Raw genomic sequence first — 25238 nt, 5'->3', positions numbered from 1 at the left:
GAACTTCTGACGCGCCGCACGGGCCTGGTGGCCCGCCGCGAGCGCACTTCAACCCCACTAGTCGGTGCCGAGGGGCTGGTCGGCGCGCGCTGCCAGCCGGCGCCGTATCGCCGAGGGCGGTTCGCCAAACCAGCGCTTGCACGATCGCGTGAGCGCAGACTGCTCGGACAAGCCGAGCCGAGCCGCCACCTCGGACAAGCTAAGCCGCCGGTTGTCCAGAAGCCGCAGTGCCGCCTCCCGCGCGACGGACTCGCGGATGGCCTCGAAGGTCTCGCCCTCTTCGGCCAGATGGCGCTGCAGCGTGCGCGGGTGCATGGCCAACAACGCTGCGACCCTCTCCAACGCGGATTGCGGCGTGCCCAGCGCCCCCTGCAGCGCGAGGCGCACGCGCGGCAGCACACTGTTGTGCGTGCCCGCAAAGTTCAGGTCGAGGTAGCTCGTCGCCAGGCCGCGCAGCGTGGCGTTGGCCTGCGGCAGTGCGGCGTCGAGCACCGCTCGCGAGACGATCAGCGAGGCGGTGGGTTGGGCGAAGTACACCGGTGCGCCGAAGAAGCGCTGATAGACCGAGGGCGGTGCGAGCGGTTCGTGTGGCAGGTGAACCGCTTCGAGCCGATAGTGCGCACCACCGAGCAGGCTCAGGATGCGATGGCCACCGCCGAGCATCAGGTCAAACGACTGGCGCGCGGGCGGCAGGCCCGGGGTCGACATGGCGTAGCGCAACTCGGCCAGACCGGCCTCGAACACCGGTTGGAACGACATGCCCTGGTTGTGCACGAACAAGTAGCGCGACGCGACCTGCAGCGCCGCACCGACGGTCGGCGAGTTCTGGATCGCGACCGCCACCGGCCCGAGGATGCTGATGTCTTGCTCTTGCGCCAGACGCAGCCCGAAGTCGGGTGTGCGCAGCGCGAGCGCCGCGCTCTCCAGCAGCCGCACCAGCTTGGGCACCGGCAACAGGGCGTCTTCGTTGTCGAGCACCGCGGGCACGCGCTGGCGCCGCAGCAAGGCCGCCGGGTCGCCGCCCAGCGCGCGCACCAACTCGTGAAAACCTCTGAGGCCTGCGGCCCGAACCATCTCCGTCATGTCGTCAAGTGTCAAAAGATCGTCGTCCAGCGTCAAGCTGGAACACCCTAGGCTCAGCGAGCATTCGCGCTGCCATCCAACTGGGCCGCGAGCAGTGAACGCTGAACACTTCGACATCCTCATCGTGGGCGCTGGCCTGTCGGGCATCGGTGCCGGCCATGCCGTGCAGACGCATTGCAAGAACAAGCGCTACGCCATCTTGGAAGCGCGCGAAGCGATAGGCGGCACCTGGGATCTGTTTCGCTATCCGGGGGTGCGCTCGGACACCGACATGTACACGCTCGGCTACTCGTTCCGACCGTGGACCGAGCCGGTCGCCATGGGCGAGGGCGCGTCGATTCTTGAGTACGTGCGTGACACTGCGCGCGAGTTCGGCATCGACCGCAACATTCGCTTTCGCCAACGCGTGCGCAGCGCGTCGTGGTCGAGCGCCGAGGCCCTCTGGACGGTAGAGGTGGAGGTCGAAGGCCACGTCGGCGCCGTCACCTACACCTGCGGCTTTCTGTACCTCTGCGGCGGCTACTACGACTACGACGAAGCGTTTGCGCCGCACTTCGAAGGGCGGGAGAGCTTTCGCGGCCAAATCGTGCACCCGCAGTTCTGGCCCAAGCATCTCGACTACAGCGGCAAGAAGGTGGTGGTCATCGGCAGCGGGGCGACGGCGGTGACGGTCGTGCCGGCGATGACCGACAAGGCCGCGCACGTCACGATGCTGCAGCGCTCACCGAGCTACATCGCCTCGCTGCCGAGCGCCGACGGCATCGCCAACGCGCTGCATCGCGTTTTACCGGCCCGCACCGCGCACTGGCTGGCGCGCGTCAAGAGCGTCGCCTTGGCGGTGGCCTTCTTCAAGATCTGCCGGCGTTGGCCGCAGTTCGCACGCAAGCTGCTGCGCGGCGGTGTCGCCAAGGCGCTGCCGGCCGGCTATGACGTCGACACGCACTTCAGCCCGCGCTACGCGCCTTGGGACGAGCGCGTTTGCTTCGTGCGCGATGCCGACCTGTTCAACGCGGTCTCTGCCGGCAAGGCGTCGGTCGTCACCGACGTCATCGCAAGCTTCACGCCCGGGGGCCTGAAGCTCGCGTCGGGCCGCGAGATCGAGGCCGACATCGTCGTCACCGCCACCGGGCTCAAGCTCAAGGCCTGCGCTGGCCTGAGCCTGCGCGTCGACGGAACGCCGGTAGACCTGGGCGCGCGCTACACCTACCTCGGCCTGATGGTGAGCGGCGTGCCCAACCTTGCCTTCTGCGTCGGCTACTCCAACGCGTCGTGGACGCTGCGCGCCGACCTCGCTTCGCGCTACGTCACTCGCCTGCTCAACTACATGGGCCGCAAGGGCTACCACGCCTGCCGCCCGGTCTGCGACGAGGCCACGATGCAACCCGAGCCCATGATCGCGCTGCGCTCGGGTTATGTGCTGCGCTCGGTGAAAGACTTCCCGAAGCAAGGCGCCGGGGCCCCTTGGCGCATGCGGCAGAACTACTACGCCGATCTGCTGCGCATGCGCTTCGGCAGCATCGCCGATCGCGCGCTCGCCTTCTCCGCTGCAACGGCACGCACCAACACCACCAAGGACCGCACATGAAAGACTGCACATGAACATCCGTGAGACGAAAGACTTCAAGATAGGCGGCCCGCGGGCCACCTATGTCCTCATCATCTGCTCGCTGCTGAGCGCCATCAGCTACGCCGACTGGCAAGTGATGTCGGTCGTGTTGCAGCCGATGAAGGTCGAGCTTGGGCTGAGCGACTCGCAGATCGGCATCGCCAACACCGCCTACTTCCTTGGCATCATCTTGTGCACGCTGCCGATCGCGCACCTGATCGACGTCTGGAGCCGCAAGAAGATGATCGCGCTGATGGCGATCACCTGGAGCTTGTTCACGCTCGCCACGGGCTTCGTGGGCGGCTTCATGGCACTGCTCTTCACGCGACTGGGCGTGGGCATAGGCGAGGCCGGCTTCCAGCCTGGCGGCACGGCCCTCGTCGCCGCTTCCTATCCAGATGACAAGCGCGGCCAGAAGCTCGGCATCTTCAACGTCTTCATCACGATTGGCGTCATCGTCGGCGTCGTGCTCGGTGGTTATTTGTCGGCGAACCACGGCGGCTGGCGCACCCCCTTCATCGCCTTCGCGATCCCCGGGGTGATCCTGGGCGTGCTCGCCATCTTCATGCAGGACTACAGCCTGAAGCAGGCCGACGGCGGTGATGTCGTGCACGACTCCATGCTCTCGAACCTGAAGCAGCTGCTCAAGATTCGCACCTTGCGATGGCTCTATGTTGGGCTCGGCATGTATGCGGTGCTGCAGATTTCGGTCGGCACCTGGTTCCCCTCGTTGCTGATGCGCGCCTACGACATCAAGGAAGACAAGGCCGGCCTGGTGATGGGCGTGGTGACCATCATCGGCCTGGCCGGCCCGATTCTGGGTGGCGTGCTGGCTGACCGCTGGCACCACAAGTTTCCCGGCGGGCGCATGCGGCTCGCGTCGGTCAGCATCGCGATCGCATCGGCCTTCGTCTTTCTGATCCTGCTTGCCGCCTTTGATCTGCAGAACCGCTCGCTGATGTACTTCTGCGCCGCGATGATGCCCTTGCACAGCATCTTCGTCGGCATGGCGCTGCCCGCCGTCGCCGCGACGACCCAGGATGTGGTGCCCGCCAAGCTCAAGGGGCAGGCCTGGGGCGCCGCGATGGTGGCGCTGTTCTTGCTCGGCGGTGCCTGGGGGCCTCTGCTCGTGGGCGCAATTTCCGACCACTACGACGGCGGCTACATCGGGCTGGCGATCGGCTTGGCCGTCACCGCGCTGTTCGGCTTCGTCGCCTGCTGGCTGTGGTGGGTCACGGCGCGGCACGTCGAACACGACATGAGGGTGGCGCGAGGCTGAGCCGCTCATGAAAGCCGTCGTCTGCAGCAGCCAGCAGATGTCGGCTGTCTCTACGCTCCAGGGGCCAGGGTCTTGGCCATGCGCACCGCGTCTTCCACCCCCTGGTAGTAGCCGGTGCGCCGGTCGACTTCTTCGAAGCCATGGTGGCGGTAGAAGGCGCGCGCGCCGGCGTTGTCAGAGCGCGATTCGAGGCGCAGGGTGGCAATGCCCGCCACGCGGGCAGTGGCCTCCAGCCAGGCCAGCAGCGCGCTGCCCACGCCCTGGCGGCGGCAACGCGGTTGCGTGGCCAGCAGCAGCACATGCGCGTCGGCTTCGCCGTAGGCCATGATGGCAAAGCCGAGCATGTCGGTACCGCGGCGCGCCACCACCACGTTGGTGTCGGCGTCGGCCATGCTGTTCATCACGCGGTGCGGCGTCCAGCGCCAAGCCAGCCCTTGCTCAATGGTGCGGCGTGACAGCGCGGCGATGACCACGGCGTCGGCCGGAACGGCCAGGCTGATGTCGCTTTCGGTGATCATGGTGGCTGCATTCTGAACCCTAGCCGACCGCAGCGACAATGGTGGGTTCAACCTGTCCACCCCACCCCCGTGCGCTCCAAGTTCTTCCTGATCGCGCTGCTGCTTCAGCCCCCGTTTGCCCATGCGGCAAGCGACACCCTGGGCGAGGCGCGCCAGCGGGTCGAGCAGAGCCAGGCGCAGGTCAAGATCGACCCCGAGCGCAGCCGCACGCTGGCCGAGCAGGCGCTGCAACTGCTGGCCACCCACCCGAATGCCAACGAACGCGCCGACCTGCAGGTGCGCGCCCACTTGCTGCTGTGCGACTACCACTCGGAGCGCGACCGCGCGGCCGCCGAGCAGCACCTGGTGCAGGCCCGCGGGCTGGTCACTTCCCTGAAGCGGCGCGGCCTGGCGGCCGGGCTGATGGGCTGCGAAGGTGGCTTGTACGAAGGCGCGGGTGACAACGCCCACGCGCTGGCCCTCTACGAGCAAGAGATACAGATTGCCGAGCAGACGCAAGACGACGAGATGCTGGCCGATGGCCTCTTCAACCGCGGCCATCTGCGTGGCGTGCGCGGCGAGTTTGCCAGCGGCCTGACCGACCTCAGGCGTGCTCGCACGCTGTTCGAGCGCTTGCAACTGCCGCTGTACACGCTGACAGTCGAAAACACCATCGCCATTCTTTACAACCGCATGGGCGATCACGCACAGGCGCGCCACTATTACGAGGCGGCGCTCAAGGCGCAGACCGCGGCCGGTCTGTTGCGAGAGCAGGCGGTGACGCAATACAACCTTGGCCGTTCGCTCGAAAACCTGCGCGACTGGGACGCTGCCCAGCACGCTTTCGACAGCGTGCTCGCGCTCAGTCGAGACCTCGACTACACCCGTGGCATGGCCTACGCCCTGCGTGGCCTGGCCAGCGTGCAAAACGCGCGCAACGCGCCACAAACCGCGCTGACCCTGCTCGACCAGGCGGTGGCCCAGCAAAAGCGCGTGCCCGATGCGCGTTTGAGCGCGCAGATCCTGCTGCAGCGGGGCATTGCCTTGCGCCTGCTGCGCCGCCTGCCCGAAAGCGTGGTGGCTCTCAACGACGCGCTGAAAGTGTTCACAGCCGGCGACGCGCTCGCCGAGCAGGCTGCCACCCACGGCGCACTGTCCGAGACGATGGCGCTACAAGGCGACTGGCGCGGCGCCTTCGAGCAGCAGACGCGCTTCAAGGCCGCCACCGACGAGCTGCTCACGCGTCAGCTCGACCAGCGCTTTGCCACGCTGAAGGTGGAGTACGACAACGCCGCGCGCGACCGCGAGATGGCCCTGCTGCAGCAGGCGCAAAAGGCCACCGAGCATGCGCTGGCGCAAGAGCGCCTGGCCGGGCGGCTGCTCACGGTGGCCATAGGGCTGGCCGCGGTGCTGCTGGCGGGGCTGGGCGCGCTCGTCTGGCGCCACCGCCGCACCAGCGTGGCCATGCGTGGCCTGGCGATGACCGATGAGCTCACCGGCTTGCCCAACCGCCGCGCGGCGCTGGCCGAGATCGAGTCGCAGCTCGCGCGGAGCGCGCCGAACTGTGCACTGCTGCTGGGCGACATTGACCTCTTCAAGGCCATCAACGACAACCACGGCCACCTGATGGGCGACCAGGTCTTGCGTGCCGTGGCCGAGGCCGTGCGCGCCATTGGCCCCGGGTCGGCACGCAGTGCGGCCTGCCTGGCACGTTTTGGTGGTGAAGAATTTGTGGCGGTGCTGCCGGGCGTGTCTCTGGCCGACGCGGTAGCCGCGGCCGAAGCCTTTCGGGCGCAGGTGGCCGCGCTCGACGTGACCCGCTGGACACCGGGGCGCAGCGTGACCATCAGCCTGGGCGTGACCACCCTGGTTGCGGGCGACTCGCTCAGCACCTTGCTGCGCCGCGCCGACGAAGCGCTTTACGCCGCCAAGGCGGCAGGGCGCAATGCGGTGGTGGCGCGCGCGGCGCCAGTGCGCGATGCCACGCCGGCCCCTGCGGCGATCGTGCTGGCTGCTGAGGGCCCTTCAATCAACCGTGGCGCCTGAGTCCTTCACCACCTTGGCCCACTTGGTGATCTCGCTCTTCTGATACGCCGCCAGCTCGGCGGCGCTGCCGCCTTGCGGCTCGAGGCCGATCTCCAGCAGCCGCTTGCTGATCTCGGGTGACTTGAGGATGCGGCTGATCTCGGCCTGCAGCTTGTCGGCAATCGGCGCTGGCATGTTGGCCGGCCCGAACATTGCAAACCACGACACCGCCTCGAAGCCCGTCAGGCCCTGCTCGGCGAGCGTGGGGATCTCGGGTGCGGCCGCCGAGCGCTTGGCGGCGGTGATGCCCAGCGCGCGCAGCTTGCCGTCTTTCACGAGCGGCAAGCTGGAGGGCATGTTGTCGAACATCATGGTCACCCGCCCGCCGAGCAAATCGGGGATGGCACTGGCACGCCCCTTGTACGGGATGTGCGTCATGTCGATGCCGGTCATGGTCTTGAACAGCTCACCCGACACATGGATCGAGGTGCCGGCCCCCGACGACGCGAAGGTCATCTTGCCTTCCTTCTTGCCCAACGCAATGAACTCGGCCAGGCTCTTGGCCGGCACGTCGTTGTTGACCACCAGCATGTTGGGCGTGGTCGCCAGCAGGGTGATGGGGGTGAAGTCTTTCACCATGTCATAGGGCATCTTCTTGTACAGCGCGCCGTTGATCGAGTGCGTGCCCACCGTGCCCACCACGATCGTGTAGCCATCGGGCGGTGCCTTGGCCACTGAGTCGGCACCGGTGTTGCCACCCGCGCCCGGCTTGTTGTCGATGATCACCGACTGGCCCCACGCCGCCTGCAGCCGCTCACCGATCAGGCGCGCCAGGATGTCGGGCGCGCCGCCGGTGGTGAAGGTGACCACGATGTGGATGGGCTTGTTCGGGTAGGCCGATTGCGCCTGCGCCGTAGCGGCGCTCGCCAGGGCGAAGGCCGCGATGGCGCTGTGTTTGATCAAGTTCTTAAACATGTCGAATCTCCAGGTTGGATACGGGACGTATGAGGCAAGGTGACTCAGGTTGCGTTGACAAACCGCGACTCCGCGGCAAACCTGTCGTTCAAATGCGCTGCAGCCTCCAGACAAGCTCACCCCTCCCAAGGCCCTAGCCTGTCGATCAGCTTGGCGCGCCGTGCCAGCCACCAGCCATAGGGGTTCAACCAGTGGGTGTAGCGATCGAGTGCCGGCTGCTCGTGCTGCAGTGCCGTCAGCGCGCGCGCGGGCCAGTTGGGGTCTTCGAGCGCCTGGCGCGCAATCGCCACCAAGTCAGCCTGGCCGTCTTGCAGCGCACGCTCGGCCTGGTGGGCATCGACGATCAGGCCGACGGCCATGGTGGCGATGCCCGCACCTTCGCGTATGGCTTGCGAGTAAGGCAGCTGAAAGCCGTAGCCGCGCGGCACAGCCGTGGCGGTGGGCGAGGTGGTGACGCCACCCGACGAGCAATCGACAACGTCAATGCCGAGGCCTTTCAGCTCGCGGGCGAAGGCCACGCTGTCGTCTAGGCCCCAGCCGTTTTCCACCGCGTCGACCGACGACACGCGCACGAACACCGGCAGGTGCTGCGGCCACACGTCGCGAAACGAGGCCGCCACTTCCAGTGGCAGCCGCATGCGCCCGGCGCGGTCACCACCATACGCATCGCGGCGCTGGTTGGTGATGGGCGAGAGGAATGAGTGCAGCAGGTAGCCGTGCGCGCAGTGCAGCTCCAGCGCCTCGAAGCCGGCACGCAGCGCGCGCTCGGCTGCGGCGCGGAAGTCGCGCTTGAGGGTCGCGATGTCATCGAGGCTCATCTCGCGTGGCATCAGCCAGCCGGGCTCGACCGCCATGGCGGTGGGCGCGATCACGTCCCAAGGTTGCTCGCCGCGCGCGGTGTCGCCTGCGTCCATCGGCCCGTTGCCATCCCAAGGCCGCTGCATGCTGGCCTTGCGGCCCGCGTGCGCAAGCTGGAGGCCGGCGACAGTGCCATGTGCTTTCAACACGGTGGCAATGCGCGCGAGCGGGGCGATGTGATCGTCGCTCCACAGACCCAGATCACCGTGGCTGATGCGGCCTCGTGCTTGCACGGCGGTGGCCTCCACAAACACGAGGCCCGCACCGCCCAGTGCGAAGCGGCCCAGGTGCACGAGGTGGAAGTCGCTCGCCATGCCGTCGGTGGCCGAGTAGGTGCACATGGGCGCGATGACGATGCGGTTGGGCAGCGTGAGGCCGCGCAGGGCGAAAGCGTGGGAAAGAAGGGCGCTCAATCGGTGCTCGCTGGAGGTGGGTGGCTGCTAACCATTCTTGGGTGATCGGGTCACCGTGTCACTCAAGGACTTCCATGCCTTGCCCTGTCATGCAGGTGACACGAGTGCCTGTGATCCACCTCACGCAAGCGCTGTTTCTATTTGTACGACGCTGCGCAACCCCAGGTTTGGGCACGCTGTTTGGCCCGACGATAGCGTCTTGTCTGGCCCAACCCAATGACGAAAATTGAACATGCATCCTGAACCGCAAGCCCTGGCCGCCATGCTGCCCGGCAGCGCCGTGGATGCCTTGTATGAAGAGGCCGCGCTCGACCTCAAGACCATCGGCACCCTGCATTGGGAAGGGCGTGACGAGCTACACGCCTCGCCCGAAGCGCGCGCCCTGCTCGGCTGCGCGCCGGGCGCGGTGGTGACCGTCGCCCTGCTCAACGGCCTGGTGCGCCGCAGCCGCCACGACGAGCTGTTGGCCCGCTGGAACGAAGCGCTGGCCGTGCGCCGGCGCCGCGTCGACATGGAGCTGCCCTGCGTGATGCCCGGTGGCATCGAGCGCCACCTGCGTGCAGTCGCGATCAACCAGTACGACAAAGCAGGCAAGCTGCGCGAGGTGGTGGTGGCGCTGCAAGACGTGACGTTGCACCACCAGTTGTCGACTGCGCTCTCCGACGCCGAGGCCTGCCTGGCAGAAGCGCAGCAGATGGCCAACTTTGGCTCGTGGGAATGGGATTTCCGCCGCAGCAAGGCCATCTACTCGGCCGAAGCCTGGCGCATCGTCAACCCGGCGCATGGTTCGTTCTCGGAATGGGACCAGCTGCCCACGCTCGTGCCCGACGAGCAGCGCGCGGGCGTGCAAGAGATCTTCGACAACGCCATACGCAACCGCCTGCCCTCGCTGCGCTACGACTACCACGTGATCGGCGCCAACGGCCAGCGCCGCGAGCTGCACGGCCGCGCCAAGATCGTCTACGACCACCTGGGCCGCGCGAGCCGCCTGCTGGGCACCATTCAAGACGTGACCGAGCTGCGCGACTTCCGCAGGCAGGTGCACTCGCTGGCGTTTTTCGACCCGGTGACCGCGCTGCCCAACCGCAGCGGCCTCATCGACCGCGTGGAGCAGGCGCTGTCGCATGCCGGCGGTATGGCCGAGTTCGGCATGCTGATGCTCGGGCTCGACCAGTTCAAGAAGGTGAATGACTCTCTGGGCCACGCGGCCGGCGACGAGCTGCTCAAGCGTGTGGGCGTGCGCCTGTCGCAGTCGATGCGCGAGACCGACATCGTGGCCCGCCTGGGCAGCGATACCTTTGCCATCCTCGTGCCCGAGGTGCGCCAGGCCGATGCGTTGGCCCGCGTGGCGAGCAAGCTGCTGCAAGCGCTGGTGGCGCCGTTCAACCTCGACGGCACCGATGTGTTCGTCACCGCTTGCGCGGGTGCTGCGCTGTTCCCGAGTGACGGCCCGAGTGCCGAGGCGCTGCTGCAGCATGCCGATGCTGCGCTCTCGCATGCCAAGGCGGGCGGCCGCCACAACGTGCAGTTCTATTCGCCCCAGCTCACCGCCCAGGCTTCGCACCGGCTCACGCTGGAGAGCGAGCTGCGTCACGGCGTGGAGCGGCACGAGCTGCTGCTGCACTACCAGCCCAAGTTCGAGCTTGGCACGCAGCGCCTGGTGGGCGCCGAAGCGCTGATGCGCTGGTGCCAGCCGCAGCGCGGCATGGTGTCGCCGCTCAGCTTCATCCCGCTGGCCGAAGAGACGGGCCTCATCGTGCGCATGGGCACCTGGGCTCTGCACGAAGCCTGCGCGGCCGTGGCCTCATGGAACCGCGGGCGCTCAGAGCCACTCAAGATGGCGGTCAACCTATCGGCGCGCCAGTTTGGCGAAGGCAACCAGCTGGTCGACGTGGTGCAGGGCGCGCTCACTGCCACCGGGTGCAAGCCGCAGTGGCTGGAGCTAGAGATCACCGAGAGCCTGCTGCTCGACGGCAGCGATGGTGTGCGCCGGAGCCTGGAGACACTGGCTGCGATGGGCATCACGATTGCAATCGACGATTTCGGCACCGGCTACTCGGCGCTGGGCTACCTCACCCGCTTGCCGGTGCAAACGCTCAAGATCGACCGCAGCTTCGTCAACGAGCTGCCACACAACACACGCAGCGCCGAGCTGGTGAAAGCCATCATCTCGGTGGGCCGCAGCCTGCACATGGAGCTGGTGGCCGAAGGGGTGGAGACACCTGAGCAGGCCGCGTACCTGCACAGCGTGGGCTGCCATCTGGCGCAGGGCTATCTGTTCGGCAGGCCCGTCGAGATGGCCGCCTTCGACAAGCTGCTCGTCAGCTCGTAAAGGCAGCGCCAACGCGAAGCGAGGCGCCCCTCAAGCAACGCCCGCGGAACCGGCTTTGCCGGGCCGCCAGGCGGCGCCCCATGGGGGCAGGAGCAAAGCGACTGGGGGGCCTACCTTTCCGCCGCCGCCTTCATGTTGGCGAGACCCGTCTCGAAATCTTTCCCGACCATGGTGTCCATGCTCACGAACACGCCCATCAGCTTGCTGATGTAGGGCGCGGGCCCACGCATCACCCACACCACCTGGGTCGAGTGACCTTGTGGCGCGAGCGTGAAGTCGGCGATGTTGTGGGCCTCGAAGGGCTTCAAGAAGTCGAGCTTGATGCTGACCTTGTTCGAAGGCACTGACTCCATGATTTCCATGCGCCCTTCACCGACCTTGCTGTTGCCGGTCCAGCCATAGGCGGCGCCTTTGCCCGCTGCGGCGCCGCTGTGCGTGCGCTGCATGGCCGGGTCGAGCTTCTCCCACGGTGACCACGCGGCCCAGTTGTGGAAGTCGTTGATCAGCGGGAATATTTTTTCAGGCGGCGCCTTGATCGTGGTTGTGCGCTGCACGCTGAAGTCGTCGGGTCGGGTGGCCGCGAAAAGGAGCACAGCGGCGATCAGCACGACGATGGCGATGGCAATCTTCTTGAGCATGGGAACCCTCCGTTGGTGTAGATGAGATGCAAGCGAGCCCTCAGAGGCTGAGAGTCTTTTGATTCCCGTTCGCGCGAACGGGGGTTGGGGGCGCAACCTCTCTGGCGGGCGAGCCCTGTATGGCATCACTTTCCGCTTCGCCTGCGTGCAGGCCCGGCCGCATCAGGGCCGCCCCCAGCAAGGCCGCAACCACCGCAAAACAGGCGCCCACGACAAAGGCCAAGCCATAGCCTTCGCTCAGCGCCACCGGCGCCGCCTTGCCCGCGGCCAGCAGCCCCGCCGTGTGCGCAGAAGCCAGGCTGGCCAGCACGGCCAGGCCCAGCGCGCCGCCCATCACAAACGCGGTGTTGACGATGCCCGAGGCCAGGCCCGACTCGCTGGGCGCCACGTCGCTCATGGCGGCCAGCAGCATGGGGTTGAAGGCAATGCCCGCGCCCAGGCCGAGCAGCAGCATGCCGGGCAGCACATCGAGCGTGAAGCTGCCGTCAGTCGGCGCGCGCGCAAACAGCGCCAGCCCCAACGCAGCCAGCAGCAGTCCCGCGGCGAGTGGCTTGCGTATGCCGAATCGCATCACCAGCTTGGCCGACAAGCCCACCGAAAACGCGGCCATGATCAGGTTGGCCGGCAGAAAAGACAGGCCTACTTGCATCGGGGTGTAGTTCAGCACCAGCTGCAGGTAGAGCGCGGTGATGAAGAACCACGCAAACATGGCCGCCGACCACAGCACGCCCACCACGTTGGCCGTGGCCACGTTGCGCAGTCGAAAGAGCGCCAGCGGCATCAGCGGGTGGGCCACTTTCGCTTCGATGGCGACGAAGAGCGCGAGCAGCACGGCCGCTGTGGCCAGCAGGCCCAGCGTTTGTGCCGAGAGCCAGCCGGCTTCGTTGCCGTTGACCACCGCATACACCGCGAGCATCAGCGAGGCCGTGACCGTGAGCGCCCCGCCCACATCGAGCTTGCTGCCTTCGGCTTGGCCGCGGCCCCTTGGCAGCAAGGCCATGCACAGCGCATACACCACCACGCCTATGGGCAGGTTGACGAGAAAGATCCAGTGCCAGCTGAAGCGGCTGGTGAGCAGGCCGCCCAGCAACACGCCTATGCTGCCGCCGGCCGAGCACACGAAGCCGTAGACGCCCATGGCCTTGGCTCGGTCTTGCGGGGTGGTGAAGAGATTCATGATGAGCGAGAGCGACACCGCCGACACCACCGCACCGCCCATGCCTTGGACGGCGCGCGCCATGATGAGCAGCGTCTGCGAGTGCGCCAACCCGCAGGCGAGCGAGGCCATGGTGAAGAGCACGATGCCCAGCAAGAAAAGCCGCCGGTGCCCGTACAGGTCGCCGAGCCGCCCGCCTAGCAGCAAGAAGCCGCCGAAGGTCAGCATGTAGGCGTTGACCACCCAGACCAGCGAGGTTTCGCTGAAGCCCAGGTCGGCGCGGATGGAGGGCAGGGCGACGTTCACGATGGTCGTGTCGAGCACGATCATCAGCACGCCCAGGCACAGCACCATCAGGGCCAGCCAGCGTTTGCGGGTGTCCAGGCCGTGCGTCATGGCCGAGCCTGCCCGGCCAACACCCCAACGCAAAAAAGGAGCACGGCGCTTGCGGCCGTGCCCGAGCTCAGTCGTCTACGGTGGACAAGGCCTGCATTTGCGCGCAGATGTTGCTGCCCAGCGTGCTCAGGCGCAGCGCCCCGCCATGCCACTCGAGCCAGCCCAGGGCGACGTAGTTGTCGATGAAGGTTTCGTCGATCTCGCCGGCACGTCGGCGCATCAGCAGGTCGACCGTGGTCGGCAAGGCGTGGCGCAAGATCTCGTGGCGGTTCACCTTGTGGGCGCTGCGGGCCATGGGCGTCGACGAGGGTGTTGCAAGGGACATGGGGGCTCCGTCGGGTAGGGAGTAGGGGATGCCCGAGATGGTGGCGAAAGTCGCTCGCCAGGCGTGTAGGACGATGAGCAGTCATGCGGTAGTACGGCTGCGGATTTGTGCGGCGCACACAAAGCTGGCGACTCGCCACAGCCTTCATTCGGCGAGCACGGCTTCGACCTGGATGCGGATCTCCACGTCCATCTTGAAGCCCCAGTCGCGGCCGGCATCGATGCCGAAGTCGGCGCGGTTGATTGTGGTCACCGCATCGGCGCCGCACCAGTCGCGCTTGAGCATGGGGTGCGCCATGCACTTGAAGCTGTTGAGCGTGAGCGTGACCGGCTTGGTCACGCCGTGCAGCGTGAGCTCGCCCACCACGCGCGAGGGTGCGCCGTTGGCAAAGCCCGCGAGCTGGCCCTTGTAGCGGGCCTGCGGGTATTTGGCAGTGTCGAACAGGGTCTCTTTGAGCGCCTCGGTGTTCATCAGGGCCAGGCCGTAGTCGATGCTGGCCACGTCGATGGTCAGGTCGACGCTGCCGGTGCCGGCGGCCTTGTCGAGCAAGATCTGGCCTGCGCTCTTGTTGAACTTGCCGCGCCACTTTGACATGCCCATGTGGTCGGCCTCGAAGCTCGGGAAGGTGTGCGTTGGGTCGATGTTGTAGGTGGCAGGGGCGGCGCTTGCCGTGGTGGCGGTCAGCGCTGTGATGAAGGGCAGAAGCAGGTATTTCTTCATGGGGTTTCTTTCAGGCGGGTGAGGCAAAAGAGGCGTGAGGGTGGTTGTGGCTCAAGGCTTTTTCTCAGGCTTTTTCTCAGGCTTTTTCCCTTGGGCCTGAAGCTCGCGCAGATAGTCTTCCAGCCGGTCGAGCCGCAGCTCACAGAAGCGGCGATAGGGCTCCACCCAATCGGCCACTTCGCGCAGCGGCGAGGCTTCGAGGCGGCACGGCCGCCACTGCGCTTGCCGGCTTTGGGTGATCAGCCCGGCGCGCTGCAGCACCTTCAGGTGCTTGGTCACGGCCGGCGGCGTCATGTCGAAGGGGGCGGCCAGCTCTTTCACCGAGCTTTCGCCCGAGGCGAGGCGCGCCAGGATGGCGCGTCGCGTCGGGTCGGCGAGGGCGGCAAAGGTGGCGCTGAGGTGATCGGGGGTCATGGGGTGGGTGCCGATCAGTATTTAACTGATTGGTAATTTACGATGGCGCCGAGAAAACTGTCAAGCGGTGGCCGCTACGATGCGGCCCTGCGATGAACACTGCATACCCCCTTGATCTCGCGCTGCGCGCCGGCCTTGTCGCGCTGATGCTGTTTGCCGCGGCCCTGGTCTTGCGCGACCACGGGCGCTCGCTGACCGCGCGGCTGGCAGCAGCCCTTGCCATCGGGGTAGCGGCCTATGCGGTGCAGTCGGCATCGGGTTTCGCCGCGCCGCCGGCGTGGTGGCAAGCGCCGATTGCGGCGCTGTCGACCGGCAACGTGGTCGTGTTCTGGCTGTTTTCGCGTGCCCTGTTCGAAGAGGGTTTCCGTTGGCGCCCGGCCTATGGCGCGCTGTGGGCCGCAATGGCGCTGGCGGGCCTGCTGGGCTGCTACACCGTGCTGCCTATGGGCTGGGTCATCACGCTGGGCACGCTGGGCTTTGCGATCTTGGCGTTGCTGCAGTCGCTGTCGTCATGGCGGGCAGACCTGGTGGAAAAGCGGCGCCGTCTGCGCATCTTCATCGTGGGTGCCGGGGCGCTGTACACCGTGGCCAACATGGCGCCGCGCTTGCTGGCCGGGGGTGCTGTGGGTGCGAGGGCAGGTCTGGCCGAACTGCTGGCCTTGTCGGCCATCGCGGTGGTGGTGGCCTGGCATCTGGTGCGGGCGTCAGGGGCCTCCTTGTTTCAGCTGCCGCCACCCGCACCGCAGGGGCTGCTGGCCGAAGACAGCCACACGGCCGATCTGGTGCCCGACCCTTCACACGCCCCCTTGATCGCTGCGCTGCAACGGCTGATGACCACCGAGCGCGCTTATCGGCAAGAGGCGCTCACCATAGGCGCACTGGCCCGCCAGCTCGCTGTGCCGGAATACAAGCTGCGCCGTGCCATCAACCAGGGGCTGGGCTACCGCAACTTCAACGCCTTTCTCAACCGCTATCGGCTGGAAGAGGTGAAGGCCGCTTTGGCCGACCCGGCACAGGCGCCCGTGCCGGTGCTCACGCTGGCGCTCGACGCCGGCTTCCAATCCATCGGGCCCTTTAATCGGGCCTTCAAGGCCGAGACCGGCATCACGCCGACCGAGTTTCGGCGCACAAAAATCGCCTGAACAAGGCCAATTTCAAGAATCGGCCAGCCGTTTTCGACAGCGGCGAGACGGCGGCGCGGTGCTTGCGCATCCTGAGTGCTCCTTCAACGCTACAGGAGCTACACCGCATGAACCCCTCCCACGCCACGCGAGTGGCGGCGCTCGTTGCCGCTGCCACTTTGCTGAGCGCCTGCACCAGTTTCCCCCCGGGCCGCAGCATCCTGGTCGCCTCGGCCGGCGTCAGCCAGACGCTGTGCTCGGCCGTCTTCATCTCGGGCCGCGACGCCGACCAGACCTACCGCGAAGAAAAGCGGCCCGAAGGCGGCATGGGCTGGGTCGATTGGGCGCTGCACTACGAGGTCGACCCGGTGCGGCGAGAAGTGCGCACCACGGTGGGTGGCGGTTTTGCCAGCCGCTCGGTCTACCGCGAGGGCATGGGCTGCCTGCTCGACCATGGCGGCATCCCACCCGCCGCGTTGGCGCAGCCGCTGGGGCCGACGCTGCTGGGCGACATTGCATCTGGCCCGCAGCCGGTGCAGGCAGCCGACCCGCGCCTGCGCGCCGCGGTCGACGCCGCGTTTTCATCCGATTGGCAGCAGACCAAGGCGGTGCTGGTCGTGCACCACGGGCGGGTGGTGGCCGAGCGCTACGCCCCCGACATCGGGGTCGACACCGCCTGGCATGCGCACTCGGTGAGCAAGGCCGTCACGCATGCGCTGGTGGGCGTCCTCGCGCAGCAAGGCAAGCTCGACCCGGCGCCGCTAGACCCGCTCTTGCGCATGACCGAAGGCAAGGCCCTGTTCACGGGCTACAGCGGCTTCGACCCCGCCACCCGCATGTGGAGCGTCGAGCGCGACATGGCCGCCTACGCCGAATCGCTGCCTCAAGAGGTGCCGCCCTGCAGGCGCTGGAGCTACACCGATCCGGGCTACATGCGCATCTCGCGCGCCATACGCGACGCCGCCGGCGGCACGGCCGCCGACGTGCTGCGCGTGGCCAACGGTGCGCTCTTCGGCCCGCTGGGCATGAAGACGGTGACGATGGAGTTTGACGCCACCGGCACGCCTGTCGGTGCCAGCCACTTCTACGGCTCTGCGCGTGACTGGGCGCGCTTCGGCCTGCTCTACCTGAACGACGGCGTGGTGGGCGGCCGGCAGATCCTGCCGCCCGGCTGGGCGCAGCACGCCGCCACGCCCACGCTGGACACCGGCTACGGCGCCGGCTTCTGGCTCAACGTCAAGACCGCTCAGCCCACGCCGGTCGGCTTCCCCTGGGGCTTGCCCGGCGCCCCGGCCGATGCCTACTTCGGCTTCGGCTACCTCGGCCAGTTCGTGGTGATCGTGCCCAGCAGCGACTTGGTGCTGGTGCGCTTGGGCCTCACACACGAGCGCGGCGGCGGCCGCGTGCAGGCCGGCCGACTGGTCTCTGAGGTGGTGAAGGCGCTGGCGCCGCGCTGAGCCTGCTCAGAGCCCGGCCGAGCGATAAGGCGGCAGCGCCGATACCATCATCGGTCGATGGTGTGTGCATGACCACCTGCCCACGCTGGCCGAAGTGGCCAACGTGGCGGCCTTCCTCGCCAGCGACCAGGCGAGCGCCGTCACTGCCAGCATCGCCAACCTCAGCTGCGGCTCGGTGCTCGACTACTGACGACGTTCGGGACGTGGGGTGACGGGGTTGCGAACATAATTGCTTCGCCCCTGGTCAAACACCTCCCGCGATGCAACCGGCAGCAAACTTCGGCGCTTCTTTGACAGACGACGGCAGATACCGCCTGCTGGTCGAGGCCGTCACCGACTACGCCATCTACATGCTCGACGGGGGCGGGTATGTGAGCAGTTGGAACCCGGGCGCCCAACGCTTCAAGGGCTACACGGCGGACGAGATCATCGGCCAGCACTTCTCGCGCTTCTATACCGACGAAGACCGGCAGGCCGGCCTGCCCGTGCGGGCGCTGGCCACCGCGGCCCGTGAAGGCAAGTTCGAAGACGAAGGCTGGCGCTTGCGCAAAGACGGCACCCGCTTCTGGGCCCACGTGGTGATAGACCCCATACGCTTGCCCAAGGGCGAGGTGATTGGTTACGCCAAGATCACCCGCGACCTGACCGAGCGCCGTCTGGCCGAAGACTCGCTCAAGCGCAGCGAAGAGCAGTTTCGTTTGCTGGTGCAAGGCGTCACCGATTACGCCATCTACATGCTCGACACCGATGGCCGCGTGAGCAGCTGGAACGCAGGCGCCGAGCGCATCAAGGGCTACACCGAAGAAGAGGTCGTCGGCCTTCACTTCTCCCATTTCTATCGCCCCGAAGACCGTGCGCAGCAGCTGCCCGAGCTGGCACTTGAGGCCGCGACGCGCGAAGGGCGCTACGAGAGCGAAGGCTGGCGCGTGCGCAAAGACGGCAGCCAGTTCTGGGCCAACGTGGTGGTCGACGCCATTCACGACGAAACCGGCCGGCTCATTGGCTATGCCAAGGTGACGCGCGATGTGAGCGCCAAGCGCGAGACCCAGCGCGCGCTAGAGGTCGCCCGGGAGTCTCTCTTTCAGGCGCAAAAGCTCGACGCCATCGGCCAGCTCACAGGCGGTGTGGCACACGACTTCAACAACCTGCTCACCGTGATTGTGAGCAACCTCACCATCGTGCTCAGGCGCATGGACGACGAGCCCAAGCTCAAGAACCTGCTGGAAGGCGCCGTCAAGGCCGCGCACCGCGGTGCCTCGCTCACGCAGCGCATGCTCGCCTTCGCGCGCCGCCAAGACCTGAGCCCGGTGCCGGTGAATGTGGCCGACTCGGTGCGCGGCATGTCCGACCTGATGGCCCGCTCACTCGGCCCGAGCGTGGTCATCTCGTTTGCGTTTCCCGAGCAGCTTAAACCCGTGCTCGTCGACCCCAACCAGCTGGAGCTCGCACTCCTCAACCTGGTGGTCAATGCGCGCGATGCCATGCCCAAGGGCGGAGAGATCGTTGTGGCCGCAGAAGAAGTGTCCGCCAGCGGCGAGGCGGCAAACCTGGCGGCCCACACCTTCGTGCGCTTGCGCGTCACCGACGCCGGCGAGGGCATGGACGAGGCCACGCTGGCCCGTGCCACCGAGCCCTTCTTCACCACCAAGGGCGTGGGCAAAGGCACCGGGCTGGGCCTGTCGATGGTGCAGGGACTGGCCAAGCAGTCGGGTGGGCAGTTCCTGCTGAAGAGTGAGCCCGGGCGCGGCACCACCGCCGAATTGTGGCTGCCGGCGGCTGCGGCCGCGCCCGCGCCCGCCGAAGTGGTGACCAGCCTCGTTGCGGGCCAAGCCATCACCAGCCAGCCACTCGTGGTGCTGGCGGTGGACGACGACAACCTGGTGCTGGCCAGCACCATCGCCATGCTCGAAGACCTGGGCCACGCGGCGCGCGGCGCGAGCTCGGCGCCAGAGGCGCTCGACCTGCTGGCCACCATGGGCGACGTGCAGCTCTTGCTGACCGACCAGGCCATGCCGGGCATGACAGGGGCCGAGTTGATCCAGCAGGTGCGCACGCGCTGGCCGGCGCTGCCCATCGTGCTGTCGACCGGCTTCGCCGAGCTGAAAGAGCCACTGCCCTCGGTTGTGATGAAGCTGGCCAAGCCTTACGTTCAGGCCGAGCTGGAGCGGGCCATCGCCGAAGCGGTGAAGTACCTGGCGTGAGCCACGGGCTCAGCGTGCGACCCAGCCCCACACACCGGAAACACCTGGCCGACAAAGCAGCTTGCCGCGTCGCTGCACAGGTAGGCGGCAAACTCGGCGTCTTCCTGCGCCGTCACCAGGCGGCCCAAGGGCACCTCGCGCCTGAGCCGTTCCTGGAATCGCGGGTCGGCCTGCACCTCGGCGGGGAAGTAGGTGGGGTTTTCGACGAAGTTCTGCGCGATCGCGTTCACCTGCACGTTGTGCGGCGCCATCTCGACCCCCACTGCTTGCACGTAGGCGATCTGTGCGCCGCGCGCCGCGCTGTAGGTGGACGTGCGCTTCATGCCACGCAGCGCGGCCGCGCTGCCCATCACCAGCACCTTGCCCGCACGCCGCGCCACCATTTGTGGCAACACGGCGCGCACCAGCCGAGGCAGCGGGTGCACCAGCGCGGCAAACACGTCGCACCACTCGTCTTCGCTTACCTCGCTCACCACGGTGGACGGCGCGCGGATCGCCAGGTTGGCCACCAGCACGTCCACATGGCCGACCGCAGCCACCACCGCGGCTGGCTCGTGCGGGTCGAGCAGCGCGCTGCTGTCGGCGATCACCGTGGCGCCATGCCGCGCGAGCACCTCGCACAGCATCGGGCCCATGAAGTCTTGGGCGTGCGTGACCAGAATGCGCTTACCGCGCAGGGTGTCGAAAGACATGGTGGCTTTTCCTCAAGCTGGGCGCGGCTTGCACGCCGCGCGAAGAGCTTGCCACAGGTCCTGCAGTGCTGATGCCGTTGGGCCGCCCCACCCCCAACGGCTTGGAGAGGTGCTGCGGCCAAGTGGCTTTGATGATGCTTTGGCGCATGTTGTGCGGGCTTCTGAAAAGCCGGTATCTGCCCTTGCCCGCCAGATTTAGGGGTGTTCCCTGATAGGGTTCAAGCCCCCGAAATTGGCCGACTGCATCAAGAGCTTGGCGAGATTCGCCGATGTGGCCTGCACGAGGCATGTGCAATATTCACGTTTGCTGATTGCTGTTAATTTCGCCGTAAGTTACCGAATAGTATTTCGGTTACGAGATATTACGTGGTTGGCGTGGATGTATCTATTAACGCAGAGGGCTTCACGCCCTGATGGAGACTATCTTGAGAAAAAACTGGATGACAACCGTTGCCTACGGGTTGGGCTTGGCATTTTCAATGCTCGCGGGTGTGGCTTACGCCCAAGCCATCGGGCCCGACCCCACCGAGGCCAGCGTTTCGGCGGATGGCCCGTTTGCTGTGAGCACCCAAACGATTGCGAGTGGTGGTGGTTTTGCGGGCGGCACAGTCTATTCACCTAACACCGCGGGCCAGTACGCGCTGGTCGCTCTGTGCCCGGGCTTTACCAACACCCAATCGGCAGTTGCCCCACTGGGTCGCCGACTGGCGACGCATGGGTTTGTGGTGGTCACGATGAACACCAACTCGACCTTCGATTTTCCGGCGAGTCGCGCGACGCAAATCATTGCAGCCTTGAACCGAGTGGCAGCGCTCACGACGGGCCCCGTGGTTGGCAAGGTGGATTCGTCGCGTCGCGTCGCCAGTGGCTATTCGATGGGCGGTGGGGGCGCGTTGATCGCGGCGAAAAACAACCCGACGTTGAAAGCCGCTGTTGGCTTTGCGCCGTGGTCCTCAGACAAAAACTTTGCGACCAACAGGGTGCCCTCCGCCATGATCGGCGGCTCTTCGGACACTGTTGCGCCCCCGGCCCAGCACGCGACCGCGTTCTATAACAGCATGCCCAACACCACCAAGAAGCTGCTGGCCATTATTTCCGGTGCATCGCACGGCGCCCCGACCGCCAACCCCGCCTATCAGCCCGGCAGCAAGTACCAGATTGCGTGGATCAAGCGCTTTGCCGACAACGATTCGCGCTACAGCCAGTTCCTGGTGACCGACCGCAGGCTCTCGACCTTCACTTCAAACGGCCCGTTTTGAGTTGAAAGTAGCTGATGGATTGACCGGCCAGCTGGTCGGTTGATCGACAGACCCCATGGCGGTGACTCAGGTTGCCGCCATTTTGTGTTCTAACGCCGCGGCGCAGTGCGTCTTCGTGGCGATACAAACCGCCAAGGTGGACTTTGAAAATAAGCAAGTGGTCGATGTGGGCAGGGCTGGCCGCGATTGCCCTGACGGTTGTTGTTCTGCGCGACGGGGCCGATCGAGCCCCCGTCGAATTGCTGCAGAGTGCGCCACCACAGCGCGCGCAAATCACGCCCATCGCACCGCCCGCGTCGAGCCCGTTGAAACTCGAACCGCAGAACACACCCGTGGCAACTGAGCCCAGTAACCGGTCGCGGGAAGTGATGGCGGGTCAGGAGCCGGGCGAGAAAATGGCGTTTGAGATCGATGCCAAGGGCCACATCGTCGCTGATGAAGACGCCCGCTTAAACATGGAAAAACTCTTTGCGCTCAACGCCCCGGGCGATCGGGTGAAAAAGCAGCGCGAGCTGGAGGAAAGCTTGCCACCCGCCGCGGGGCGAGAGCTCAGCGCGCTTCTGGCCCGCTACGACACCTACCAGGAGACGCAACTTCAAACCTTTCCGCCCGGTCAGGAGATGGCCTCCCCCGCCCAAGGGCTCGTGCAACTTGACGGTTTGCATGAGCTGCGAGTTCAGGCCTTTGGGGCAGTGGTAGCGGCCAGTCTGTTTGGCGCCGAAGAAAAGAAGCAGCGTGACATGTTGCTGCAAATGGCTTTGGACCAAGACAAGAACCCGAAGCTGGACGAAAAACCAGGGAAATGAGGGCAGGAGCTTCCTGGCATGGGTGGTTTTACCGAAAGGGGTTAACCCGCTGGATATATCCACCAAGATTGGCCGAATGGCCCCTTGCCATATTCGCGAGCTTGCTGAGTTTTGAATTTCAAAACGCGCCGCCAGATAGTATTTCGCTGAAGCGGCCCTCGATCTCTGGCGAGCCTCGGCTTGTGCGCCTATGGCGATGTGATGCGAGCGGCCAAGTCGCGCGCAGGTGCTCGGCCAATCAGGCTCCACCGGAGCAAATGCCGACCCGCACGGGAGCCGGCGCACTGGACTCTCGATGGACTCAATTGACATCGGGGCGAACTCACCTGACGGTGATTTCTGATCAGGGGAAATCTTTCGAACATTGGCCGACTGCATCAACAGCGAGGCTCAGTTCTTAGATGCCTGGGGCGCAAATTCCGCGCGCCATTCACGCTCGCGGCCCGCACCAAGGTAGCCAGTTTTGCGCGGTGATCAAGAGTCGCCGGCGGCGTTTTTTTTTGAGGCCTGCCCCAGTTGACTGGGTGGTGCGCCCGGCTGGGATCGAACCAGCAACCCCTGCCTTCGGAGGGCAGTACTCTATCCATTGAGCTACGGACGCACAGGGCGGCGATTCTATCAGCGCGCCCTCGCTCAACAGCCCTGCTGCGGGGCACCCGTTTATAATCCCGCGGTTTTGCGCCAACCATACGGTTCAGCCGCCGAGGATTTCATGAGCGACCCCCATCACAGCAATTCCGAACACGACGACGGCCCCCATGAAGGGCCCGTCAAGACCGTCAAGCAACTCATTGCGGCGGTGATCTTTGCCTTCGTCATTCCCATTGCCGTCATCGTGCTGTTGGTCAGCCATGTGGGCTCCAACCCGCAGCCGGCCGCCGGCAGCGACGGCATGTCGCCCGCATCCACGGCGCAGCGCATCAGGCCCGTCGCCAGCGTGGAAGTGAAAGACGCGACCGATGTGGCCTCGATGAAGAGCGGCGAGCAGGTGTTTGCGGCCCAGTGCACGGCCTGCCACACCGCAGGCGTCGCAGGCGCACCCAAGCTGGGCGATGCCGCAGCTTGGGGCCCGCGCATCGGCCAGGGCTACGAAACCCTGCTGACGCATGCCCTCAAGGGCAAGGGCGCCATGGGCCCGCAAGGCGGCGGCGATTTCAGCGACTTCGAGATCGGCCGTGCCGTGGTCTTCATGGCCAACAAGGGTGGCGCCAAGCTCGAAGAGCCCAAGGCACCCGCAGCGGCGGCGTCTGCTGCCAACTAAGGCGCTTCGCCCCGCCGGGAAAGCCGACCTGAGGGTCGGCTTTTTTCATGGTCGCGTGTGCCTGCATCTGAAATGAAGCTTGCTGCGCAACCAAGATCACCGGCAAGCAAATCGATCATGGCGCCCGGCGACGCGCGCGCCAGCCGGTGGCGTCGGCCGACGACGTTTTTGTTCTAGGGCATGTGAGCGTGCGCCTGCGGCCCGGCCTGGGCCTGTGGGCTCAGGCAGTGGCCGTAGTGCTGCGGCAGCTCGGCGTGCATCGTCTCGGCCACCACCCAGTGGCCTTGCTCGATGGCGTCGGCAGCCGTTTCCATGTCGAGCGTGTGCACGATGCCCAGGCCGATGTCGGTGGCAATGAAGAGCCGCCCCAGCTCGTCGACCAGGGCCGATTCGAAGCGGGCCTCGCGGCCGGTGTGGGAGCGCAGGCCTGGGGCCTGCCCCGGCACGGCCTCAAGGCGCCAGACCCAGGGCGCGGCTTCGAGCTCGACGTAGACGCGTTGCGGGCCGTTCTGGAAGTACCAGCAGCCCTGCGCATCGTGGTCGTAGTTGCGGTCTATGAACTCGCGCAGCTTCTCGTGGTTGATGCGGCTGCCCTTCACTTTCGGGAAGGGGCCGGCGGCCTGCACGCGGTCGTCGCGCATGTACCAGTCACCACGCGCGTCTAGCGCCAGCCAACCGTAGCAGGCCGGAACGTTGGGCCATTTCTTCAGCGCGGCCTTGACGATGTCATCCATCAGCGTTCTCCTTTGTCGAGCGTGTGGAGCGCCACATCCCCTGGTGGGATCGCTCAGCCTGCCTGATGAGCGAAGGGCTGTCACGTGTGTGCACCCATCCAGCCCATGACTTGCTCGGGCAGGGTCAGTACGTGGCCTGGCCAGCGCCCACGCGCAAAGCCGACGTGGCCGCCATGCTCGGGCTGCCAGAGTGTCACGAAGGCGCCCACCTCGTGCTGGCGCGGCAGGCTGGCTGCAGGCACGAAAGGGTCATTGCGCGCGTTGAGCACCAGCGCCGGGATGCGAATGGCGTGCAGGTGAGGCTTGGCCGAGCCGCGCGTCCAGTAGTCGTCGGTGCTGCGAAAGCCGTGCAGCGGCGCGGTGAAGATGTTGTCGAAGTCGTAGAGGTCGCGCGCGGCCTGCAGCTTGCGGCCGTCGAAGAGGCCCGGGTGCTGGGCCAACTTGCGCAAGGCTTTGGGCACCATGCTGCGCAGGAACATGCGGGTGTAGACCTGCCGGTTGAAGCCGCTGCCGATGGCGTGGCCGCCGGCGGCCAGGTCTATGGGCGAGCTGATGGCGCAGACCGCGCGCACTGTCTGCGAAGCGCTCTCGCCGGCTTCTTCGGCCCAGCGCAGCAGCGCATTGCCGCCGAGCGAGACACCGACCGCTGCGATCGGGCCGCCGTGTCGAGTGCGCATGCGTCGCAGCACCCAGCCGATCTCTTCGTAATCACCCGAGTGGTAGGCGCGAGGCGCGAGGTTCAGTTCGCCCGAGCAGCCGCGGAAGTGCGGCACCGCGAAGCGCCATCCCAGTTCGCGGGCACGATGTGCGAAGGCCTGCGCATAGTGGCTGGCGGACGACCCTTCCAGCCCGTGGAACAACACGAGCAGCGGCCGAGCCGAATCCTCGCCCTGCCAATCGACGTCGATGAAGTCGGCGTCGGGCGTGGCCCAGCGCTCGCGCCGCCAGAGCGGCTGCGGCACGGCTTTGGTCGGCGCAGGGCGCGCCAGC

23 protein-coding genes and 1 tRNA gene are annotated in these 25238 nt (G+C 66.4%); 11 read left to right on the top strand and 13 right to left on the bottom strand.

Annotated elements, in window-relative coordinates; all coding sequences use genetic code 11:
* Window positions 1-57: 57 nt before the first annotated feature.
* Entirely contained in the window at window positions 58-1083 is a 1026-nt protein-coding gene (locus AC30QB_RS00230) for an AraC family transcriptional regulator (protein WP_489544171.1), read from the bottom strand.
* 94 nt (window positions 1084-1177) lie between these two features.
* Here AC30QB_RS00230 and AC30QB_RS00225 point away from each other — a divergent pair, with 94 nt between their 5' ends.
* Both AC30QB_RS00225 and AC30QB_RS00220 read left to right on the top strand, forming a co-directional pair.
* Window positions 1178-2668: a flavin-containing monooxygenase gene (locus AC30QB_RS00225; protein ID WP_489544170.1), complete on the top strand. Its 1491-nt coding sequence runs from the start codon at window positions 1178-1180 to the stop codon at window positions 2666-2668.
* A 10-nt stretch (window positions 2669-2678) separates the two neighbouring features.
* Window positions 2679-3968, top strand: coding sequence for an MFS transporter (locus AC30QB_RS00220; RefSeq protein WP_489544169.1), 1290 nt, complete (start codon window positions 2679-2681; stop codon window positions 3966-3968).
* Window positions 3969-4018: 50 nt separating this feature from the next.
* Here the strand turns inward: AC30QB_RS00220 and AC30QB_RS00215 are convergent, their stop codons facing one another.
* A complete protein-coding gene (locus AC30QB_RS00215; protein ID WP_489544168.1) occupies window positions 4019-4486 on the bottom strand; it encodes a GNAT family N-acetyltransferase in 468 nt (155 codons plus the stop codon).
* A gap of 69 nt (window positions 4487-4555) precedes the next feature.
* On the opposite strand from AC30QB_RS00215, the gene AC30QB_RS00210 reads away from it, so the two are divergent.
* Window positions 4556-6511: a GGDEF domain-containing protein gene (locus AC30QB_RS00210; RefSeq protein WP_489544167.1), complete on the top strand. Its 1956-nt coding sequence runs from the start codon at window positions 4556-4558 to the stop codon at window positions 6509-6511.
* Here AC30QB_RS00210 and AC30QB_RS00205 read toward each other — a convergent pair.
* Together AC30QB_RS00205 and AC30QB_RS00200 are read right to left on the bottom strand one after the other, a co-directional pair.
* Entirely contained in the window at window positions 6491-7465 is a 975-nt protein-coding gene (locus AC30QB_RS00205; RefSeq protein ID WP_489544166.1) for a Bug family tripartite tricarboxylate transporter substrate binding protein, read from the bottom strand. The genes AC30QB_RS00210 and AC30QB_RS00205 overlap by 21 nt on opposite strands.
* Window positions 7466-7581: 116 nt before the next feature.
* Entirely contained in the window at window positions 7582-8736 is a 1155-nt protein-coding gene (locus AC30QB_RS00200) for an NADH:flavin oxidoreductase/NADH oxidase (RefSeq protein WP_489544165.1), read from the bottom strand.
* A 232-nt stretch (window positions 8737-8968) separates the two neighbouring features.
* Here AC30QB_RS00200 and AC30QB_RS00195 point away from each other — a divergent pair, with 232 nt between their 5' ends.
* Window positions 8969-11068, top strand: a complete 2100-nt coding sequence (locus tag AC30QB_RS00195; RefSeq protein ID WP_489544164.1) for a putative bifunctional diguanylate cyclase/phosphodiesterase — start codon at window positions 8969-8971, stop codon at window positions 11066-11068.
* A 110-nt stretch (window positions 11069-11178) separates the two neighbouring features.
* Here the strand turns inward: AC30QB_RS00195 and AC30QB_RS00190 are convergent, their stop codons facing one another.
* From AC30QB_RS00190 to AC30QB_RS00170, 5 genes are all read right to left on the bottom strand, one after another.
* Window positions 11179-11706, bottom strand: coding sequence for an SRPBCC family protein (locus AC30QB_RS00190; RefSeq protein ID WP_489544163.1), 528 nt, complete (start codon window positions 11704-11706; stop codon window positions 11179-11181).
* 40 nt (window positions 11707-11746) lie between these two features.
* A complete protein-coding gene (locus AC30QB_RS00185; protein WP_489544162.1) occupies window positions 11747-13258 on the bottom strand; it encodes a DHA2 family efflux MFS transporter permease subunit in 1512 nt (503 codons plus the stop codon).
* Between the two features lie 67 nt (window positions 13259-13325).
* The gene (locus AC30QB_RS00180; RefSeq protein WP_489544161.1) at window positions 13326-13583 is read right to left on the bottom strand and encodes a hypothetical protein; all 258 of its coding nucleotides are present in this window, start codon (window positions 13581-13583) and stop codon (window positions 13326-13328) included.
* 144 nt (window positions 13584-13727) lie between these two features.
* Window positions 13728-14303: a YceI family protein gene (locus tag AC30QB_RS00175; RefSeq protein WP_489544160.1), complete on the bottom strand. Its 576-nt coding sequence runs from the start codon at window positions 14301-14303 to the stop codon at window positions 13728-13730.
* 51 nt (window positions 14304-14354) lie between these two features.
* Window positions 14355-14717: an ArsR/SmtB family transcription factor gene (locus AC30QB_RS00170; protein WP_489544159.1), complete on the bottom strand. Its 363-nt coding sequence runs from the start codon at window positions 14715-14717 to the stop codon at window positions 14355-14357.
* Window positions 14718-14809: 92 nt separating this feature from the next.
* On the opposite strand from AC30QB_RS00170, the gene AC30QB_RS00165 reads away from it, so the two are divergent.
* The 4 genes from AC30QB_RS00165 (at window position 14810) to AC30QB_RS00150 (ending at window position 19496) form a co-directional block, all read left to right on the top strand.
* On the top strand, window positions 14810-15859 hold the full coding sequence (locus AC30QB_RS00165; protein ID WP_489544158.1) for an AraC family transcriptional regulator: 1050 nt from the start codon (window positions 14810-14812) through the stop codon (window positions 15857-15859).
* Window positions 15860-15966: 107 nt separating this feature from the next.
* Window positions 15967-17295, top strand: coding sequence for a serine hydrolase domain-containing protein (locus AC30QB_RS00160; RefSeq protein ID WP_489544157.1), 1329 nt, complete (start codon window positions 15967-15969; stop codon window positions 17293-17295).
* Window positions 17296-17359: 64 nt separating this feature from the next.
* Window positions 17360-17485: a hypothetical protein gene (locus tag AC30QB_RS00155; RefSeq protein ID WP_489544156.1), complete on the top strand. Its 126-nt coding sequence runs from the start codon at window positions 17360-17362 to the stop codon at window positions 17483-17485.
* A gap of 70 nt (window positions 17486-17555) precedes the next feature.
* Window positions 17556-19496: a hybrid sensor histidine kinase/response regulator gene (locus AC30QB_RS00150; protein WP_489544155.1), complete on the top strand. Its 1941-nt coding sequence runs from the start codon at window positions 17556-17558 to the stop codon at window positions 19494-19496.
* Here the strand turns inward: AC30QB_RS00150 and AC30QB_RS00145 are convergent.
* The gene (locus tag AC30QB_RS00145; RefSeq protein WP_489544154.1) at window positions 19445-20188 is read right to left on the bottom strand and encodes an SDR family oxidoreductase; all 744 of its coding nucleotides are present in this window, start codon (window positions 20186-20188) and stop codon (window positions 19445-19447) included. The two genes, AC30QB_RS00150 and AC30QB_RS00145, sit on opposite strands and share 52 nt — an antisense overlap.
* Before the next feature lie 440 nt (window positions 20189-20628).
* On the opposite strand from AC30QB_RS00145, the gene AC30QB_RS00140 reads away from it, so the two are divergent.
* Both AC30QB_RS00140 and AC30QB_RS00135 read left to right on the top strand, forming a co-directional pair.
* Window positions 20629-21447: a poly(ethylene terephthalate) hydrolase family protein gene (locus AC30QB_RS00140; protein WP_489544153.1), complete on the top strand. Its 819-nt coding sequence runs from the start codon at window positions 20629-20631 to the stop codon at window positions 21445-21447.
* Between the two features lie 164 nt (window positions 21448-21611).
* The gene (locus AC30QB_RS00135) at window positions 21612-22253 is read left to right on the top strand and encodes a lipase secretion chaperone (protein WP_489544152.1); all 642 of its coding nucleotides are present in this window, start codon (window positions 21612-21614) and stop codon (window positions 22251-22253) included.
* Window positions 22254-22778: 525 nt separating this feature from the next.
* On the opposite strand, the gene AC30QB_RS00130 is transcribed toward AC30QB_RS00135, so the two are convergent.
* Window positions 22779-22854 (bottom strand) — tRNA-Arg (locus tag AC30QB_RS00130).
* A 111-nt stretch (window positions 22855-22965) separates the two neighbouring features.
* Between AC30QB_RS00130 and AC30QB_RS00125 the strand changes: the two genes are divergently transcribed.
* The gene (locus tag AC30QB_RS00125; protein WP_489544151.1) at window positions 22966-23514 is read left to right on the top strand and encodes a c-type cytochrome; all 549 of its coding nucleotides are present in this window, start codon (window positions 22966-22968) and stop codon (window positions 23512-23514) included.
* Between the two features lie 173 nt (window positions 23515-23687).
* On the opposite strand, the gene AC30QB_RS00120 is transcribed toward AC30QB_RS00125, so the two are convergent.
* Together AC30QB_RS00120 and AC30QB_RS00115 are read right to left on the bottom strand one after the other, a co-directional pair.
* Window positions 23688-24248, bottom strand: a complete 561-nt coding sequence (locus AC30QB_RS00120) for a DUF2946 family protein (protein WP_489544150.1) — start codon at window positions 24246-24248, stop codon at window positions 23688-23690.
* A gap of 80 nt (window positions 24249-24328) precedes the next feature.
* Window positions 24329-25237, bottom strand: coding sequence for a YheT family hydrolase (locus tag AC30QB_RS00115; protein WP_489544149.1), 909 nt, complete (start codon window positions 25235-25237; stop codon window positions 24329-24331).
* Window position 25238: the final 1 nt, after the last annotated feature.

Origin of the sequence: Rhizobacter sp. (assembly GCF_046595475.1) — a bacterium.
In the GTDB taxonomy this organism is placed as follows: Bacteria; Pseudomonadota; Gammaproteobacteria; order Burkholderiales; family Burkholderiaceae_C; genus Rhizobacter.
This window is presented reverse-complemented; position numbering and strand designations above follow the sequence as displayed.